The following is an 18,177-nucleotide window of genomic DNA, read 5'->3' as shown; positions in this document are numbered from 1 at the left end:
AAATAGCCTCCTTTTTTTATTATTTTAATATCGGAACAAATGTTCGTCAAGAGGCTTGGTTTATAAATGTAAATAATAACGAAGATGCCCTTGGTGTTTCCACGTAGCACTACTAACTAAACAAATTACCAATAAATAAAATGAAAGAAATGATGGCAGCTAGAAGCAATAAGAGAGCCATTGTCATAAAGCTTAGAATCAAAGTAGTAAGATTTTTAATATCTTTCATTCCAATGAGAGTTAAGAAAAAGCTTCAATGGATGGAAATGAAGATGTGAGACAAAAAACTTTATCAATGTAAGGGATAGGAAGTTGACATTGTTTTGATTAGGAAAATATTAATCAAAACATTATAATAATAGAGAAAAAATGGCTCATCACCAAAAGTTGTGGATGGCAATTGTTAAAACGTATGCCATATATATAAGTTGATTGGAGTGAAGGCTGGGCGACTCTAAGAAAGCGCCAGTCGGAACGGAAATCAACCACACGTTATGGTGATGATCCGAAAAAATTGAAATGAAGGAGAAGAATGTATGAATGATTTTCTTGACTTATATGATTTAGTAGAGACAGACCAGTTTGAAGAAGTAAAAGATATTTTAAACGAAAATCCAAGCTTAGCTTTAAGTAAAGATGAATATGGTTTTACTTTATTACATGCTGCTGTAAGTACCGAAAATCTAGACCTTGTTAAATATTTACTTGCCTTAGGTGTCGATGTAAATTCGAGAAATGATGAGGGGATTTCTCCACTACATATAGTACTTTACCCAGAAGTAGCTGAATGTCTATTAGATCATGGGGCATTTATAGATATCACTGCAAATGATGGAGATACTCCTTTACTTACACAAGTTTCAGAAGGTGAGGAACGCATCGATATTATTCAATTACTTCTAAAAAGAGGAGCAAACCCAGAAATTAAGAATGTTTTTGGGAAAATTGCGTTAGATATAGCTAAAAGCAGGGAAGAAACACTTATCATTAAAGAATTATTAAAAAATGTTTAAGTAAATTACAGCCTTATTTTTGTAAGCCAAAAGAAATGTATGAGTTAAAAGTTGAAGGATAATAGGTGCTGACCCTATATGGTGCCATAAATGTGGTTGTAACTTGGATATAGAAGTTATGCCAAACTCAACAGATTTGAAGTTGAAATTAATTGGTTGGGATAAAGATGGAATATTTCCATATTTGCAAAGAGACGTACAAATAAATAGTATTTGTCCACATTTTATTACAAAAAAGCTGTAGCATACGGCATCGCTACAGCTCAATAGTGGTTGGTTATCGACTTACTTAGGTTAGTCAGTAAAGGAATTATATCATACAATAGGGCAAATTAAAAATAACAACAGCTATATTTGATGAAGATTTAATCATAAGGCAAACTATTTTAGAAATACACTAAAAATATTTTAATTATTCTCTTGCCAAAATAGGAATATTTGTTCTATTATATTGTCAAACGAATGCTCTTATTTTGATAAGGAGAGATGAAACTGACTACTGCAGCAAAAATGTATTTAGAACGTGATGCTGAATTTGAGCTTGAGGAAATAGCGTATGCATTAAGCGAAGCAAAAGAAGAAGGCAAAAATAAAGTTTTTACAGTATATAAAAAAGAAGAGCCTTTGACAGGTATGGTCATGAAAAAAATCATTTGCCCAATTCGAAAAGCAAATCCAACTCGACGTATGGCAAAAGTGACAAAAGAACATCGTACGTGTCCAAATAAATTGTAACGTAACTTTAAACAAGGTGTCGCAGGAAAAGTGTTATTAACGGATATCCCATATTTAACGTACGGAGGCAGTAAACGCGCTTATTTATCAACGATTAAAGATGCTGAAACGAATGAAATTTTAGCGTATGAAGTGTCGTCGTCATTAAGTATCGACATTGCCTTAAATACGCTTCATCAATTGAAGAAACACCATCATTTAACAGAAGATGCCTTTATACATTCAGATCAGGGATTCCATTATACGAATCCACAATTCCAAAAACTTGTGAGAAAAATGGGATTAGGGCAATCAATGTCGCGTCGAGGAAACTGTTGGGATAACGCCCCACAAGAATCTTTCTTTGGGCATTTTAAAGATGAGACGAACGTGAAAGAATGCCAGACACTAGAAGAAGTGAAACAGGAAATAAAGCGTTACATGATTTATTACAATCACTATCGAGGGTAATGGAATTTGAAAAAGCTACCGCTTGCAAAATACAGACAGCAGCTCCAACAAGTTACCTAGTTTTTTTTCAAAATGTCCTTTACAAAGGGCACACTTTACTCACTTATCTAAGCTTTTTAATTTTCTACTAATCGTTGATTGATTCACTTCGAGCACTTCGGCAATTTTAGTAGCTGTTTTATATCTCTGTTTTGCTAATTTGAGCAGCTGTTCTTCAGCGGCTTTTATACATTTTTTTAAAGGAATAATATTATTAACAACAACATTCTCCGAGTGTCTGTGCCCCGCTGGAATTAAAAACGCATCTAAATCTGCTTTGTCTATCACGTCGTTTTCAGCTAAAACGACTAGTCTTTCAATAATGTTTTGCAGCTCTCTTATATTACCAGGCCAATCATATTGTTGCAGTAATTCGATTACACCAATCGAAAATGTTTTAGACCGCGCATATTTTTCGTTAAATATATGAAGAAAATGGTGAATAAGAGATAAAATATCATCCTTACGATTTCGTAAAGGAGGAATTTTAATTGGAATAACGTTTAAACGATAATAAAGATCTTCACGAAATTTGCCTTTTTTTACTTCTTCAAATAAGTCTCGATTTGTAGCGGTAATAATCCGTATATTTACGTTAATTTGTTCTATCCCGCCAATTCTAGTAAATTTTTGCTCCTGAAGGAAACGTAATAATTTAATTTGTAGAGTCAGCGGCATCTCACCAATTTCATCAAGAAATAGAGTTCCATTATTCGCTAATTCTAATAAACCTCGTTTTTGTTTAGCTGCGCCTGTAAAAGCCCCTTTTTCATACCCGAATAATTCTGATTCAAGCAGATCTTTTGGAATAGCACCACAATTTATCGCGATGAAAGGTTTATCGGTACGCTCACTGGAGCGATGTATATAATTAGCAATTACATCTTTACCAACACCAGTTTCACCTAAAATTAATACTGTTGAATCCACGTTTGCTACTTTTTGGGCAAGCGAAATAACACGTTCCATTTCAATGCTTTGATATACAATATCATTATTCTTACTAGTTTTACTTCGTAAATATTCAAGTTCTTTTTTGTAACCTTCCATCAACTGTTTGGTTTCATTTAATTCTGTTTGTAGACGATTTACAGCTGTAATATCTCGAGAAGCGTTAACGACTCTAGTTATTTCCCCGTTCTCATCTTTAATAGGAGTGCCAACAACCATCAACCGTCTTCCTGTCTGAGTCTCTTGGATAAGAGAGACGGTTTCTTTTCTTTCCAGTACTAGTCTTGTAACGGAAGGTTTAAAAATTCCGGACTTTTCAAGTTCATATACGTTTTTTCCGATTAATTCCTCTTTCTCTTTCCCCCATAGCTTTTTACAAGCAGAGCTAACTCGCAGTGTGGTTCCATTTTCATCCGATACGTAAATAACATCATACGATATATCAAATATCGCTTTTAAATCACTATTTAAATTTTTGTAAGCATCTAATTCTTTTAAAAAGACTTCATAATAGTGTTCTTCGTTAAATAAAAATGAGCCGCCTATCAGTTCATTTTTTTTCTCTGAATAAATGGGCGAATAATTGAAGAAGAATTTACGGTCTGAATAATAAACATCATTAAAAAAATGAGCCTTATCAGAAAGCATATTTTTATTCATGGCCGGAATTAAACTAAAAATGGATTTTGTTATGATTTTATTTTTATCAACCTGAAGAAGCCCAGCTCCTTTATTATTCATATATTGTATATTTCCTCTGTTATCTGTCATAATATAGCCCGTTCGCAACGAATTGATGGCTGATTCTATAGACATTTCCATATCCAATTATATTCCCCTCACAACTTTCATGCTTTTTTGCATAATAATCGTGCAAAAAAGCATGTTTTTTAAAATTATCATATAGTGATTTTTGTACATTATCAATACTACCAGGCAAAATTGTAGTTGAATGGATTTTGGCACGAAACTTGCAGTAGTAATTATTAGAGAGGAGGAATCATTAAAAGACTTTTATTGAGGATTAAGTGAACGGTAAAAAATCTAGTCGACTTGAGGAGGATTATACGGATGAAACATAGTTATCGTTATAACATTTTGTTCATGATGGTTCTGATGGTTATCATTAACTACATTGACCGCGGAGCCATTTCATATGCGTCTGAGCAAATTATTGCTGAATTTGGTTTTAATACAATCGCTTGGGGTGCTGTATTAGGTTACTTTGGATATGGATATTTATTTGGAGCACTGTTTGGTGGTGCATTAGCTGATAAAAAGGGACCAAAATTTGTCTGGATAATCATCGGAATCGGTTGGTCGATTTTTGTTATGGCTACTGCCTTTGCAGGCGAAATTGGCATCGCTTTATTTGGCGGTTCAGCCCTTTTTGGTTTTGCATTTATCCGGATTTTATTTGGATTTTTTGAAGGCCCAACATTCTCAACTATTAATAAAACAGTAGCAAACTGGGCGACACCAAAAGAAAGAGGCTTTGCGGTATCTTTAGGTTTGCTAGGAACGCCTCTCGGTGCAATGCTTACAGCTCCTGTTGCAGTATTTCTTTTATCAGTCACTAGCTGGAAAATAATGTTTCTCTTCTTAGCAGCTTTAGGATTGATATGGGTTGTTATTTGGACTAAGATGTTCACCAACTTACCTGAGGAACATCCTAAAGTAACAAAAGAGGAACTTGAAAAAATTCGTTCAAAGAGTGATTTACTTCCAGATGAACAACTCGTTGAAGCAGAAGAAAAAATCAATATTAGATGGTATCACTTTTTTAAAAATCCAACTTTAGTTTTTAATGCGATTGGATACTTTGCATTCCAATATATTAACTTTTTGCTTTTAACATGGACACCAAAATACTTACAAGATGAATTCGGATTCCAATTATCATCTTTATGGTATTTAGGGATGATTCCATGGATCGGTGCATGTTTTACCGTTCTATTAGGTGGGAAACTTTCGGATTATTTAAGAATGAAGACAGGAAATTTAAGAATTGCCAGGTCAGGCCTAGCTGTAGTTTCGTTATTATTAACTGCATGTTGCTTTATGTTAATTCCTAGTGCTAATTCCATCGCTGGTGTCATGCTATTGATGACAATCGGAAATGCATTTAACTCTTTGCCAAACTCAGTCTACTGGTCTGTCATCATTGATACAGAACCGAATAGAGCGGGTACATTTGGCGGTATTACCCATTTCATTACAAATACTGCAACAATTATTGCTCCTACCCTGACTGGATTTTTAGTCATCAGTTATGGCTATTCTTCCATGTTCACAGCTGCTGCAGTTGCTTCTGTGATCGGGATGGTAGCTATGCTATTTGTAAAACCTGGTAAGAGAAAATCTAAAAATATTGCTGTCGTTTAAGCAGGAGGTGATTTTGATGATGGATATAGTTACAACTGGTAAACGGATTCAAAAGAAAGAGATTTCGCCTGTTGATTTGGTGAATCAATCTTTAAAAAAGATTTATGAAGAAAATCCTACAAATAATTCATTTATTACCGTTTCAGAAAATGAAGCATTAAATCAGGCAAAAATATTAGAAGCGGAATTAATAGAAGGGAATATACGAGGGCCCCTACATGGAATACCAGTAGCTATCAAAGATTTGGTTTATACGAAAAAAATAAGAACAACCATGGGTTCAAAAATATATGAGACCTTTATTCCAACTTATGATGCGACAGTTATTAAAAAATTAATAGCGGCAGGAGCGGTCATCATTGGCAAGACCAATACACATGAGTTTGCCTATGGTCCAACAGGGGATCGTTCCTATTTCGGTCCATGCCGAAACCCCCATGATCTAGAGAAAATGTCTGGTGGTTCTAGCAGTGGGTCTGCTGCTGCAGTCGCCGCTAATATGGTGGCAGCATCTATCGGTACAGATACAGGTGGCTCTATTCGTATTCCATCATCCGCATGTGGGGTTGTCGGGATGAAACCAACATTTGGTTTAGTAAGTAAAGCAGGCGTTTTCCAACTTGCTTATACACTGGATCACACTGGTCCCATCACAAAAACAGTCAAAGATAGTGCAATATTATTAAATATTATTGCGGGATATGATTCTGAAGATCCGTATTCGTTAATAAAAGATAAAGAAGACTATTTAAGATTAATTGGCAAAAAATTGAGTGGTAGGACAGTAGGGATCAATTCTTTCTATTTTAATCGGGTCGATGAAGAAGTAAAAAGTGCAGTGAATAAATGTATAAGTATATTAAAAGATTTGCAAGTAACCGTGAAAGAGGTTAATATCCCTGTAATGAAAGAAATTGCAGAAGCACAATCCATCACCATTAAATCAGAGGCTTCGGCTGTACACATAGACACAATCATTAATCATAAAAATGAAGTGGATGAAGAAGTCTATCAAAGATTAGTCAATAGTCAGCGAGTTAAAGGTTATGAATATGCGTTATCGCAGCTAAAAAGAAATAAGTTAATTGCTCAATATAATGACGTATTTAGTCAGATTGATGTTTTAATTGCACCTACGCTCCCTACTACGGCTCCTAATATAGGAGAACGAAAAATTGTTATAGAGGATACGACAGAATCCGTTCAAGATGCTTTATTAAGATTAACATCTCCAACAAATTACACAGGAAATCCATCCTTATCGATTCCCTGTGGAAAGGCGAAAAACGGATTGCCAATTGGCGTTCAATTAATCGCTAAACATGAAGAAGAAGCGACTTTATATCAGTTTGGGGAAGCGTTGGAAGAAGCTTTGAGTATTAATTTTTCGTCAAAGTGAAAAGACTTCAGATAACCCATTAGTTATTCGTTCTTTTACATGTAAACACAGCAGAAAAATTGTGTAAATTTGCTGATGAATAACAAAACGCTTGACAAAAATATCAGTGGAGGTGAGTAGAGGCCTTCACTGATTGACATTTTACAAACTGCCATTATCATTTACAGCAGTAATAACATCAATAAAATATTATCTATTAAGCTTTCTTTTTCTCTTCGACAAACATCAACCCAATTCCAAAGGCTAATTACTGAAATTACAACATTGTTTTCTTATTGGGGTTCCGCCAAGTCAAAGTGAGTCCTAGTTTAATCTTAACAACGGCTTAATAGTTTGCAACTTCAATTAAATTATCATCTGGATCACGAATATAAACAGAAGTAATTGGACCGATAGCACCTGTTCTTTGGATAGGACCTTCTTCAATTGCAATTCCTAACTTCTTAAAATGATTTATTACATCCAGTAAAGGAACATCTGTTATTAAACATAAATCAGCACTACCAGACGTAGGCTTTGCAGCTTTTGGTTCAAATTCTTTTCCAACCTCATGTAAATTAATTTTTTGTTGTCCAAAACTAAGGGCTTTTCTGCCCTCCCTAAATGTGACCATTTCCATTCCTAAAGCTTGTGTATAAAACGAGCATGTTTTATCAATATTTTTTACAGTCAAAACTAAATGATCTAAATGTGTTATTTTCATATTCGACCTTCCTTAAGATAATACTTATTTTATCTCGCACTAACGGGCAGTAATTTTATTACCATTTTACTTGAATTGGGAAAAATATAGAATAACTTTTTGAAAGAGTATGTGGAGGCTATAAAATTATAGAGGGGAATTCGATTAAAGAAGGGGAGTTGTCTCATGCTTTACCCATATAGAAATGACGCTAGAAAAACTTTAATTCCTTACTTAAAAAAGCTTGATAAAAATGATTGGTTTTTAAAGTCCGATGTTTATCCAAAGACACTTGCATGGATTATTGCTCACATTGCAAGCAGTGAGGATTATTGGATTAATGAAATTGCCATGAAAAATAAATGTATTCTAAACCTAAACGAAGAAAGTTCACCGAAGGAAATATTGAATGGATATATTCAGATCAGGCATTATACTGATAAAATTTTACACTCAGTAAACATATCAGAGCTACATACGTTAATTGAGGTACCAAACTTTAATGATGGATGGAAACCTCCTTCAGAACCAACATTGAACTGGGTATTTAATCATATATATATGCATGAAACCTATCATATCGGACAAATTGCACTTATAGCTCATCTTAATGGATTTCAAAAACCTTTATTTTAAATCTGGTAGAGAAAAATTTTACATAGGAGAGTATACATGAAACAGAAAATCAAGCAAGCTGTACAAGAGGCTTATACTGCAATGTATAATGGCTTAAAGGATGAACAAATATATGCTGTTGTTTTAGTGACAGACGGAGATTGTGGGAGTCTTTATTTAACTATGGGGACAGAAAAATCGCTACTTCAAATTGGTAAGAATTATGAGGATGACCCAGAAGAGTATCGATTTTTGAAGGATGAATATTTACACTACGATGATACAGATATGCTAGCAAAGGTGAGTCGTGAGTTATTAGATAAAATATTGTATGTTGAAGATGAAGAATTTGTTGAACATAAAGTGATGGTTCATGAAGCGATGAATGATACGATGTATGAATTGAAGCGGGAGGGTGTTATTGACGAAAACATTTTGGCTTTTATTTCGGTGACTGATGATGATGACGATGAACATTTGGAGCTTGCGTCAGCGAAACGTTGCAATCCGAACCATCCGTCCCTACCTGCATTTATTCGTAATTGGCAGCATTAAACAGTAAACAATCTCGTATTATTGATAGTGGCGATTTTTAGCCGGAGATATAATAATAACTTGTAGTACATGTCCTAAATTTGATAAATATAAGGGGCTCTAGTTAATAGGTCTTTCAAAAATCAGCTCGAAATAAGACGTGTTCCTATACCAGATGTTGCTAATGCAGGAGCTACTAATTGTATGAATTTCCAGCCGTCTTTTGCTTTTTCTTTAATAACATCTTGATAATTTAATTTTGGTTTACTAGATAACTTCGTGAATTCGATTTTCACTATACCTCTACCTATTGTATGGATGACATTGGGAAAGGTTTCGCCAATGTATTTTAAAAAAGGGTCACTGGACCAGAGTGACCCCTAGCCAACAAATCAGGAGATGCAAAGCTAAATTCGCTTTACACTACTATTATTATGATTTGATAGCTATTTTGTATGGTGAATTGTCTGAGATAAAAGATTTAAAATATAAAAAGCTGAATAGCATAATCGCACGGACAATTAAGGATGGAAATATATTGAGGCATTGGTGGAATGGTATTGGGATTAACCTGCACGTATAGATAGTTAGAGGTTTAATGCATGACGCTGCTATTTGGATAAACTATTTACAGTTACTGATACTATTTGATAAAACACTTGGTCCGAGCTTCCCACTTTTGGAATTAGAGAGTCGTACTTGTACTTCAACGTTCTTCATTTCAGCTGTAATGGGATCAAATCTTCCTGCCCAAGTTGGACTTAATTCTTCTGAAGTTGGATAGAGTTTAAATCGCCAACTAATCTCTTTAGGGATAAATGCAAAGCCTTCATAGCCATCAAAATCTCCGTAAAATGAAGGTTCGGGAAGGTGTACAGCGAGGATACTTAAATTTGTCCGTGCAAAACTAGGTGGATTCAACTGCACTTTATAAATCAGTGCTTCACCTTTTGCATTTTTCATGCTTTTATCAACTGGCTCCAATATTAAACTGCAAGGCATTGTAATCGCATTTGTTTGAACTGGAGATATAATAAAGGCGGCAAAAAAGCATGAAATTAGAAAATGTTTTTTCATATAGCACCTCTTTTCAATTGCTGTGGTTAGTATGTCTCACTTTTTGCTTGAAGATGAAAGTAAATGTTAACAAAGTTCCATGTAAAAAAGGTTGGAGATTAACTACCCATAAAAGCCCGATTGGTGAAGACTAATAATCAGTGGAAAACCCCCACTGATTAAAGCTTTACTTTATATGTGAAGTTAAATTCAAATACTAGCCATCAGGATCGATAGTACGAAAATCTTTCATTCCTCAAGATTGCGTTGTAAGATTTGATTCTATTGGATAATTTTTATCAAGAACACGTTGATATACTTGTTCGATATTATCAAAGATTATTATTACTTCGACACCTTTTCCTTTTAGTTTCAAACCTCCTTTTTAAAAATAATGATCTTCTTTAAAAACTTGATCAGTTGTTAATAATAAAGCAAAATTCTCCGTTTTAATCATCGCACTCATGTCGGTCTTCTTATAAAATGTAAGACCTAAAATTTCCTCATAAAAATTAATAGATTTATGTAAATCTTCAACAAATAATTCTAAACGAAATTCCATTATTCTTTCTCTTTTCGCTTCCTTTTGTACAGTTTAAATGAAATTAATCACCTATACATAAAATCCGAACACTAATTCTCTTATAAGTGTCTAATAAAAAAATTATCATTTGTCCTTGAATCTCCAGTAGCGTCACCTTTTATGATGAATTTAGTTGCTTACTTTAAAAGGTAACAATCAAATATTTTATGCTATTGGAGGAACAGCACAATGAAAAAAGAGAGTTTATTAAATAGAGGATTGGCAAGTTTAATGCATCTGTTCTCGCTATTATTAACCTTTGTTTTGCCTATATTGGTGAAAAACACAAGTTGAAGAATTGCTAATATGAAAAAGTCACTCATTTGAAACATAAAAATGAGTGACTTTCGTTTGTTTTAAAACAAAAATGATAGGTACCGATAGAGCATTTACCTGTTCGGATTTATTCGATACCGCAATTTCCTTTACATAAGAATACAAATAAAATCATATAAATAAAGGTAGCGGAAAAATAGATTCTTACAATCAATTGATTTATAAAAATTAAGAAATTCTTCATTTTCTGCTAAGAAAAAGTTAAACATTGTTTTATATACTTATAAAAAAAGGCATTTAACGAAACTATTTGAAGATTTAAAACGTATTGGTAGTAGCGAAGAATATTGAAGAAGGTGAAGAAATGGCATACACCATTTACATAGTATTAACAAAAACAGGTACATTATTATCAAAAGCTATAGGCATGTATACTGGAAAAGAGATGAATCATGCATCCATTGCTTTCGATGAGGAACTCTTTGAAATGTATAGCTTTGGACGCAGGCAACTAAACAATCCTTTAAGTGGTGGATTTTTGCAAGAAGATGCAGAAAGGGGGCTATTTGAAACAGCTGATTGTGTAATTTATCGTTGTAGAATCTCCCATTATCAATACTTAGAGATGATGAAAATCGTACGATATATGTATTGGAATCGCGATCGCTATAAATACAATTTTATTGGGCTCTTTGGGGTTATGATGCAAAAGGAGGTTCGAAGAGAGCGTGCCTATTTTTGCTCACAATTTGTGGCGATGCTCTTAAAGGTTGGAGGTTTAGAAGTTTACCAAAACCCAGCATTAATGACACCACATTGTATCGCACAATTACCTTATTTAGAAAAAGTATATGCTGGGAAGCTTGCAGATTATTTACAAGGTGTACGTGCACCAGCAATGTTATACGGTTAAGGAGAACCCTCAAATCATTTAACCTCGCTATCATAACGCCTCGGCGTGTCTAGACATCTACCGAGGCTTAACACATTATGGTCACTACTGTGGTAGCTTGAGTTTAACTGATTGACTTGAAGTCCAACACCGATTAAATGAAAATAAATCTATTCTGTAATAAAATGAGTATTATTCTCTTTGTAGTATTCAGGGAAATATAGCTTTAATTAAATATAATGAGTAACATACATAACAAGAAAAAATAGTGTTGTAGAAACCTGGAGTTGGTCAGGTAGTAGGGCGAAATCGGGTTTATGTGGCCTGACAGCCTGAAAGACCAAAGAAACGAGTCCATAAATTACCTTAAAGTTGAAAATCAAAAATACATAGGAGGCGTTAGGATGAGCGAAGAAGTAAATGCATTTGGTTGGGATGCGATTGATCAGGAATTATTAAAAATTTACGGGGAACAGGAGCCGAAGCATTATGGCACTATTCTTCCATATTCATTAGGAGGCGAAGATCCACTTCAAGGAATTAGCGCCTATAAAAGTGAGTCACCAGTTCCACACTGGCATTTTGTTACATATGGATTTTCTGAGTTATATGAAAAAGAATCAGAGGATGCTGACTACAGCGGATTTGGGTTTGAGTTAACATTTCGTCTTGCACGTAATGAGGATGAGGAGGAGCCACCAGCCTGGGCGTTGAATTTGCTACAAAACATGGGAAGATACGTTTTTAACAGTGGCAATGTTTTTAAATCGGGTGATTATTTGGATGCAAACGGCCCTATTTGCCTAGATGCTGACACACTTTTGACGGCGCTTGCTTTTACGTTGGATCCCGAATTACCTGCTATTGATACACCAAATGGTCAATTGGAATTTATTCAAATGGTGGGGATTACAGGCGATGAGCTTGAGGCGATGCAAATTTGGAATACTTTAGGCGTACTAAATGCAGGTGTAGAGTTTATCCCGAGCTATGTAACTGATTTATCTCGGACATCGCTTTTACAGATCCCATCTATTGCTGAGGCGGTAGAAAGAGGAATGGAGGAGGAAGGCTCCAATACCGGCTATTTATTCGTGGATCAGCTAGCTTGGGAACAGGGGAAAAAAGGATGGTTCAGCAAACATCTTGATAAAGTTATGCTAGGGGCAAAGCAAGCAGGAATTATCGACAAACTACTACGCGGACGAATTTTAAAAGGGAAAAGCCTTATCCTCGTTGGTCGAGAAATCCGAGTTGTATTTGAGCCAGGGGAAAAATCCGAGTACAGTGTGGAGGAACAGGATGTTACCATTACTTTGAATGAAAAGGCCCTCATTGAACTTAGTCAAAGCTTGAAGCCTCAGGAAAGCGAATTTGAGTTAGCTTCTATCCCAGGGCTTTCCTTCCAAATTGTAAAAACCTACCTTAAAGATCAGGAAGGAAACGTTGTGGAAACAATCGGATGATCGGATATAGTCTCCCGCTAGAACGAACAGTACTATTGTTGCAATTCGTTTGTGTATAGGCGGGAGATTTTTTCATCGATACGAAATGAACTTTATGAACCAGGGCAAATACAAAAGGGGCAATCTGACTAACTTTAGATTCGGAAGAGCAAGAAAAGGGGAATTTTAAGGGTGATGTATTTAAATGAAGAAACATACAAAAAGAGCATTGAAAATCGTTGATATTGCTAAGGAGCCTTTAGAGAAAATACCATACATTACCGCTGCATCAAAGGGAGCAGGGATTTCTTATGAATGGCTTCCTATTTATTGGGGAGAGATGCTTGGACTGCCAGAGGAGCTGGATGCGCTAATTATTGCTTCTGATTTACAAGGCATCGCAGGTAATAAACAGGAAAAAATGGAAAAAACACGGAAGTTACTAGGTGAGGAACTTGCGGAAGTGCTTTCCCTATTGTTTCAAATCCATTTGTCAGATTTGGACCCAGCAAAGGTGATGGTGTGCTTATGTGGAGACTTATATACTGATTTAAGTAAAAGAGGTGCTAGCGGAAATCCTTTACCGGTATGGAGAGCTTTTCAGAGTCATTTTGGATTTGTCACAGGCATCGCAGGAAATCACGACCTATTGACGAATGAGGAACAAGCCGAATTAGGTTCTACCTCAGGTATCCAGTTCTTCTCGGATGGGGGTACGATCATGCATGCAAATCTTGCAATAGCAGGACTCGGAGGAATCATCGGTAGGACGGATAAACCGAATCGGATGGGAGAAGCTGATTATTTGGCAAAGCTCAGAGACATTTTAAAACAAGCTCCCGATATCCTACTACTTCATGAAAGTCCGGAAATTAGCTCTCAAGGTCTTCCTGGTAATTCGCATATTTGGAATGAACTACAAAATGCTGCTGAGCTTTTGGTCTGCTGTGGTCATGTTCATTGGGACACAGCATTAGCTGGAACAAGTGAAGGACTGCAGATTTTAAATTCGGATGGTCGCGCTTTTATTTTCAGAGCTGCGACACTAGATTAGAAATAATTTATAAGCAACTCCATAATGTAGATGATTCTAGCTTCTCTCATAGTTTTTAGGGAAGCAAAGAAATATTATATTTTAAATATGAAAGGAGTCTTACTATGGGAGCATGGGGATATAAACCATTAGAAAGTGATGAAGGTTTGGATGTAGTCGATTTTTTAGAGGACTATATCCAAAATAATTTAGAATCAAATCATATAGAGCTGTCTGAGGTTATTAATACGATGAAACGCGAGGGGTTTTTTGGAAAAAGCTTCGATGAGATTGATTTCGTTTTCGATATAAGTGCAATGGCGCTTGCGGAGCTCTATGTAATGTATCTTGATACAGGGAAGTTATATGACGCTGAAGACGAATTTGAAAAAATACACTCAATAAATGCAGATGAAGAATCATTGAAGTTTATTTTAAAATATTTAGCTGATATTAGAGATGAAGTTCCAGATGCTGATGGTATTAGGGAAATCGTTGAATTATGGCGTGAATCAGAATGCTGGATTGAATGGAAATCTAACTTAGAATGGCTATTCAATAGAGTTGAAAAGGAAATAAACCATTCTCTAAAATGTCATTGGTATAGGGTCCCCAGCATTTTTATGTATAAAGCTAATTTCCTCTCTTGAAAATTTAAATATTATCAAGAGAGGAAAAGCTCTACAAAAGAACAGAGCTACGCAATAGATTTTTTTCTCGTCATCAGAGATAATTTTATTGTCCCCATACACGATGTTATAATGAAACCCCCATTCTCCTAATGCAATAAGGTGATGTTGTTCATTTTTCTTTTTCCATTGGACCAACTCGATATGATTCGATTCGGATGGAGGGTAAGCTCAATGCAAGCTGATCAATCAGTAAAGCAATTATCACACAATTTTACGATGTATGTGAATATGCCGTTCGCTACGAGGAGGGGCAAACTGCACTCTGTAAGGTGTTACAGGAAGAATGCTATCCGCGTAAATTTTACTATGATACTGTGTTTGAGCAGCAAATCAAAAGCTACCTAGTTTGAGATAACTGTCCTGATATCTCAAACCATACGACATGTGTAAATCAATTTCTTTATTTACGGGAACGGGGATATTTGTTCGATAAGTAATCCAAATACTCCGAGCGGGTCAGTCCACCTGTTTGACGGTTAAATTCATCGTATGTAATATCCTCTGGAAAGCCAAATTCCGCGAGTGCCTGCTTACGTTCCTTTGCAGATAGCGGATTATTCAGTGAAAAAGCTTGTCCTCTGTCAGTATCAAACGACTCGATAGCGATCCCTGCGTGTACGCCATAATTAGAAAAACGGCTTATTGTCTTAAAAGAAGTTTCTTGTTCTGACTTGCTAATTGTTCCTGTCCCCCAGGAAAGGCGGTAGCGTTCTTCTTTTCCATAATCGATGCTTATACCGTAACCAAGTGGTAAGAGAATATCTGTTTCGGTTAGCGTTTTGTGTCCAACTTTTTCATAGCCACCCCGCATAAAATGATCGTCCATGACAATCAAGGTTTGTTCAGATAATGGGGTTGATGTAATATCCTCCATACTTGGTAAGCGTTTTGTTGTTTTGAACAGATAAGGTCGAATAAAAAGAGGCATCGTCATTACATTATTCCATAGACTATCTTCGGCAAACAGGCCATCTTTTTGCATTTGACGTAAATCTCCGATGACGAGTACGTAGCCGTCTGTAAATAAATCAATTTCTACTCGGAAAATATCTCCTGGAACAGCTTTATAGCGCAAGCTTTTTTTGCTTGTTAGCTTGTTCAGCTTCAGATTATAATCTGTAGGCAACTTTGACGGATATCGATGTAACCATTCGACGATTTCCTCTTTGCTCGTTAAATTCTTCGTGTTGGTCAGTGGCAGTTCGAAAAAGGTTTTCGTATTGCGAGCGATGATGTAGCTGGATGGCAGATCCTCAGTACGCATGCCAGCAGAAAAAATAACCCCGTTCGCTTTAATGCTGGAAATATGGGTATAATTCATTTTCTTCTCTTTACCACGGGCAGTTTGAGGAAGAATTACTTCACGATTTCGTGTCGGGATCTCTACATCCGTTTCTTGATAGGCCTGCTCACTAACTGAGATACGTTTTCGAATGATATCACCATCCATGCAGATGAAATAACCATTTTTGATTTCAATCGTATCCCAATGCTCTTCTACCGAATGAAGTCCGAAATAAGGACGAAGCGTATTTGTCAACCAACTGTTTATGGGTGTCATGAGATTACCTCCTATTATGCGATAAAGATCAATGGATTATGTCAAGTATACTTAATGTGCCTTGCAACGAAAACAGTATATTTGAAAATATCCATAAAATAGTTAATTTCGATTACTTAGAATGATCATGGGGGAAGAAGGGAGAAAAAATAATCTAAGCATCACCCCTCCGCATCAGAATGAGTTCAACTTCTAATTAAAACTTTTTTGCAGAAAACCTCCAACACAAATGAATATGCAATGTTCAAGCCTTATTGTTAAACCTTTTCTGCTATAATTAATGACTATACACGATTGGGGTGATAAAAATGCATATTGTTACAGTTGAAGGCGTACCATATGATTGGTTGAATCAATTACAGGAAATTCATGCACATGTATTTGATGGAGCAAATTTACTACTAGAAAAACTTGAAAGTAAAGAAGGGTTGATTTGTTTATTAGCAGTTGAGAAGGAAGATATAATAGGCTTTAAACTAGGCTTCAGACATCCTGATGGTGTTTTTTATAGCTGGCTAGGTGGTGTGCATGAAAAGAAACGTGGTCAAGAAATTGCCAGTCAGTTAATGAGGAAGCAGCATGAGCATCTTCAGACACTAGGCTTTAAAAAAGTTCGTACATATGGTAGAAATGAGCGAAAAGCAATGCTCATAACAAATCTTAAACACGGATTTGATATTGTATCAACATTTGTCGATACAAAAGATCGACATAAAATCGTATTTGAAAAATTATTGGATTAGGAGTTTTATTATGAAGGCATACTTAGCAAATGGATTATTTTCTTTAGGAGATCGTTTAGTCAACGAGCAACTCGCTGCGGCAATTCGAGAGGCAGTACCAGGTATTGAATTATATGTGCCACAGGAGAATGATGCGATAAATGATAAAACGGCATATGCAGATAGTTTAGCAATTGCGCAAGCGGATTTAGAGATGCTACAAAATAGTGATGTATTAGTAGCCGTTTTAGATGGTGTTGAGATTGACTCGGGTGTGGCAGCAGAGATTGGTGCATTTGCGATGCTGAATCGACCAATCGTAGGCGTATTTACAGATGTTCGTCAACAAGGCCGGGACAATATGATGAAAATAGAGGCACTTGTACGGGACGGAATTGAAAATCAGTTTGTTTATCGCAATTTATTTGTTATTGGCTTGATTAAGCGCACTGGCATGATTACAACTTCTATTGCTGAAGCTGTCCAAGCCGTTCAAAAATATAAAAAATAGGAGGAGCTTTGGATGCTATTATCAACAACAGATATTTTGGCTGGAAAAGAAATTGTGGAAACTATAGGTTTGGTAAAAGGTAATTCGGTACAATCAAGAAATATTGGTCGCGATATGATGGCGGGACTTCGCAATATTGTCGGAGGAGAGATGAAGGAATATGCAGAAATGCTCGTTCGATCTCGAGAAATTGCTACGCAAGCTATGGAAGAAGAAGCAAGACAACTAGGAGCAAATGCAATTGTTGCGATAAGGTTTTCTACATCCTCTGTCATGGATGGCACATCAGAGGTATTAGCATACGGAACAGCGGTAAGAGTAAAGGAATAATCTAGTAAGGGGCTTCAATCAACGAAATTGGAGTCCTTCACATATAGTTGGTAAGATTTTGATTGAAGCAAGATTTGCCAAAAAGAAAAATATTAAAGTGACCTATTAAGGTTATAATTATAAGTGATGGTGGTAGAGATGGTCTTTAAATCAAAGATGGATAATCCTTTTAAAATTATTTTAACTTGTATAATTCTGTTTTTTTGGCGAATAGTAGAATCAAGTTGAACACTTTAGAAAAATAAAAACATCGTACGCGAAATCGTGTATTAT

18 protein-coding genes and 1 pseudogene are annotated in these 18,177 nt (G+C 35.7%); 13 read left to right on the top strand and 6 right to left on the bottom strand.

The window, feature by feature from the left end:
• Positions 1–536 precede the first annotated feature (536 nt).
• Both AN161_RS26125 and AN161_RS26120 read left to right on the top strand, forming a co-directional pair.
• Positions 537–1,013, top strand: a complete 477-nt coding sequence (locus tag AN161_RS26125; protein WP_053597233.1) for an ankyrin repeat domain-containing protein — start codon at positions 537–539, stop codon at positions 1,011–1,013.
• Positions 1,014–1,658: 645 nt separating this feature from the next.
• A pseudogene (locus tag AN161_RS26120) lies at positions 1,659–2,198 on the top strand (IS3 family transposase); the annotation flags it as partial.
• A gap of 99 nt (positions 2,199–2,297) precedes the next feature.
• Here AN161_RS26120 and AN161_RS26115 read toward each other — a convergent pair.
• A complete protein-coding gene (locus AN161_RS26115) occupies positions 2,298–4,010 on the bottom strand; it encodes a sigma 54-interacting transcriptional regulator (protein ID WP_053597353.1) in 1,713 nt (570 codons plus the stop codon).
• Positions 4,011–4,259: 249 nt separating this feature from the next.
• Here AN161_RS26115 and AN161_RS26110 point away from each other — a divergent pair, with 249 nt between their 5' ends.
• Together AN161_RS26110 and AN161_RS26105 are read left to right on the top strand one after the other, a co-directional pair.
• Positions 4,260–5,573 carry an MFS transporter gene (locus tag AN161_RS26110; RefSeq protein WP_053597232.1) on the top strand — a complete coding sequence of 438 codons (1,314 nt, stop codon included), beginning with the start codon at positions 4,260–4,262 and terminating at the stop codon, positions 5,571–5,573.
• A gap of 16 nt (positions 5,574–5,589) precedes the next feature.
• Entirely contained in the window at positions 5,590–6,972 is a 1,383-nt protein-coding gene (locus AN161_RS26105; protein WP_241774662.1) for an amidase, read from the top strand.
• A 325-nt stretch (positions 6,973–7,297) separates the two neighbouring features.
• Here the strand turns inward: AN161_RS26105 and AN161_RS26100 are convergent, their stop codons facing one another.
• Positions 7,298–7,675, bottom strand: coding sequence for a VOC family protein (locus AN161_RS26100; RefSeq protein ID WP_053597231.1), 378 nt, complete (start codon positions 7,673–7,675; stop codon positions 7,298–7,300).
• 165 nt (positions 7,676–7,840) lie between these two features.
• Here AN161_RS26100 and AN161_RS26095 point away from each other — a divergent pair, with 165 nt between their 5' ends.
• Together AN161_RS26095 and AN161_RS26090 are read left to right on the top strand one after the other, a co-directional pair.
• The gene (locus AN161_RS26095; protein WP_053597230.1) at positions 7,841–8,290 is read left to right on the top strand and encodes a DinB family protein; all 450 of its coding nucleotides are present in this window, start codon (positions 7,841–7,843) and stop codon (positions 8,288–8,290) included.
• Between the two features lie 36 nt (positions 8,291–8,326).
• The gene (locus AN161_RS26090) at positions 8,327–8,824 is read left to right on the top strand and encodes a DUF4303 domain-containing protein (protein WP_053597229.1); all 498 of its coding nucleotides are present in this window, start codon (positions 8,327–8,329) and stop codon (positions 8,822–8,824) included.
• A gap of 122 nt (positions 8,825–8,946) precedes the next feature.
• Here the strand turns inward: AN161_RS26090 and AN161_RS26085 are convergent, their stop codons facing one another.
• The 3 genes from AN161_RS26085 to AN161_RS30860 all read right to left on the bottom strand — a co-directional run bounded on the left by AN161_RS26085 (position 8,947) and on the right by AN161_RS30860 (position 10,421).
• Positions 8,947–9,099, bottom strand: a complete 153-nt coding sequence (locus tag AN161_RS26085) for a DUF4177 domain-containing protein (RefSeq protein ID WP_241774661.1) — start codon at positions 9,097–9,099, stop codon at positions 8,947–8,949.
• 328 nt (positions 9,100–9,427) lie between these two features.
• On the bottom strand, positions 9,428–9,880 hold the full coding sequence (locus AN161_RS26080) for a hypothetical protein (RefSeq protein ID WP_053597228.1): 453 nt from the start codon (positions 9,878–9,880) through the stop codon (positions 9,428–9,430).
• Positions 9,881–10,244: 364 nt separating this feature from the next.
• Complete coding sequence (locus AN161_RS30860; RefSeq protein WP_241774660.1) at positions 10,245–10,421, bottom strand: VOC family protein; 177 nt, start codon at positions 10,419–10,421, stop codon at positions 10,245–10,247.
• 625 nt (positions 10,422–11,046) lie between these two features.
• Here AN161_RS30860 and AN161_RS26070 point away from each other — a divergent pair.
• The 4 genes from AN161_RS26070 (at position 11,047) to AN161_RS26055 (ending at position 14,738) form a co-directional block, all read left to right on the top strand.
• Complete coding sequence (locus AN161_RS26070) at positions 11,047–11,631, top strand: hypothetical protein (protein WP_241774659.1); 585 nt, start codon at positions 11,047–11,049, stop codon at positions 11,629–11,631.
• A gap of 383 nt (positions 11,632–12,014) precedes the next feature.
• Complete coding sequence (locus AN161_RS26065) at positions 12,015–13,076, top strand: suppressor of fused domain protein (RefSeq protein WP_053597227.1); 1,062 nt, start codon at positions 12,015–12,017, stop codon at positions 13,074–13,076.
• Positions 13,077–13,260: 184 nt separating this feature from the next.
• Entirely contained in the window at positions 13,261–14,109 is an 849-nt protein-coding gene (locus tag AN161_RS26060; RefSeq protein WP_053597226.1) for a metallophosphoesterase, read from the top strand.
• A gap of 104 nt (positions 14,110–14,213) precedes the next feature.
• Positions 14,214–14,738 (top strand): DUF4259 domain-containing protein, encoded by a 525-nt coding sequence (locus tag AN161_RS26055; RefSeq protein WP_075807369.1) that lies wholly within the window; start codon positions 14,214–14,216, stop codon positions 14,736–14,738.
• A 442-nt stretch (positions 14,739–15,180) separates the two neighbouring features.
• On the opposite strand, the gene AN161_RS26050 is transcribed toward AN161_RS26055, so the two are convergent.
• Positions 15,181–16,341, bottom strand: a complete 1,161-nt coding sequence (locus tag AN161_RS26050; RefSeq protein ID WP_053597225.1) for an immunity 26/phosphotriesterase HocA family protein — start codon at positions 16,339–16,341, stop codon at positions 15,181–15,183.
• A gap of 308 nt (positions 16,342–16,649) precedes the next feature.
• Between AN161_RS26050 and AN161_RS26045 the strand changes: the two genes are divergently transcribed.
• The 3 genes from AN161_RS26045 to AN161_RS26035 are packed head-to-tail and all read left to right on the top strand — an operon-like array spanning position 16,650 to position 17,904.
• Entirely contained in the window at positions 16,650–17,084 is a 435-nt protein-coding gene (locus AN161_RS26045) for a GNAT family N-acetyltransferase (protein WP_053597224.1), read from the top strand.
• 10 nt (positions 17,085–17,094) lie between these two features.
• Positions 17,095–17,574, top strand: coding sequence for a nucleoside 2-deoxyribosyltransferase (locus AN161_RS26040; protein WP_053597223.1), 480 nt, complete (start codon positions 17,095–17,097; stop codon positions 17,572–17,574).
• A 12-nt stretch (positions 17,575–17,586) separates the two neighbouring features.
• Positions 17,587–17,904 carry a YbjQ family protein gene (locus AN161_RS26035; RefSeq protein WP_053597222.1) on the top strand — a complete coding sequence of 106 codons (318 nt, stop codon included), beginning with the start codon at positions 17,587–17,589 and terminating at the stop codon, positions 17,902–17,904.
• Positions 17,905–18,177 lie beyond the last annotated feature (273 nt).

Origin of the sequence: Lysinibacillus sp. FJAT-14222, assembly GCF_001278875.1 — a bacterium.
Taxonomy (GTDB): Bacteria; Bacillota; Bacilli; order Bacillales_A; family Planococcaceae; genus Lysinibacillus; species Lysinibacillus agricola.
Note: the sequence above shows the minus strand (reverse complement) of the source record. Positions and strands in the feature narration are given on the sequence as shown.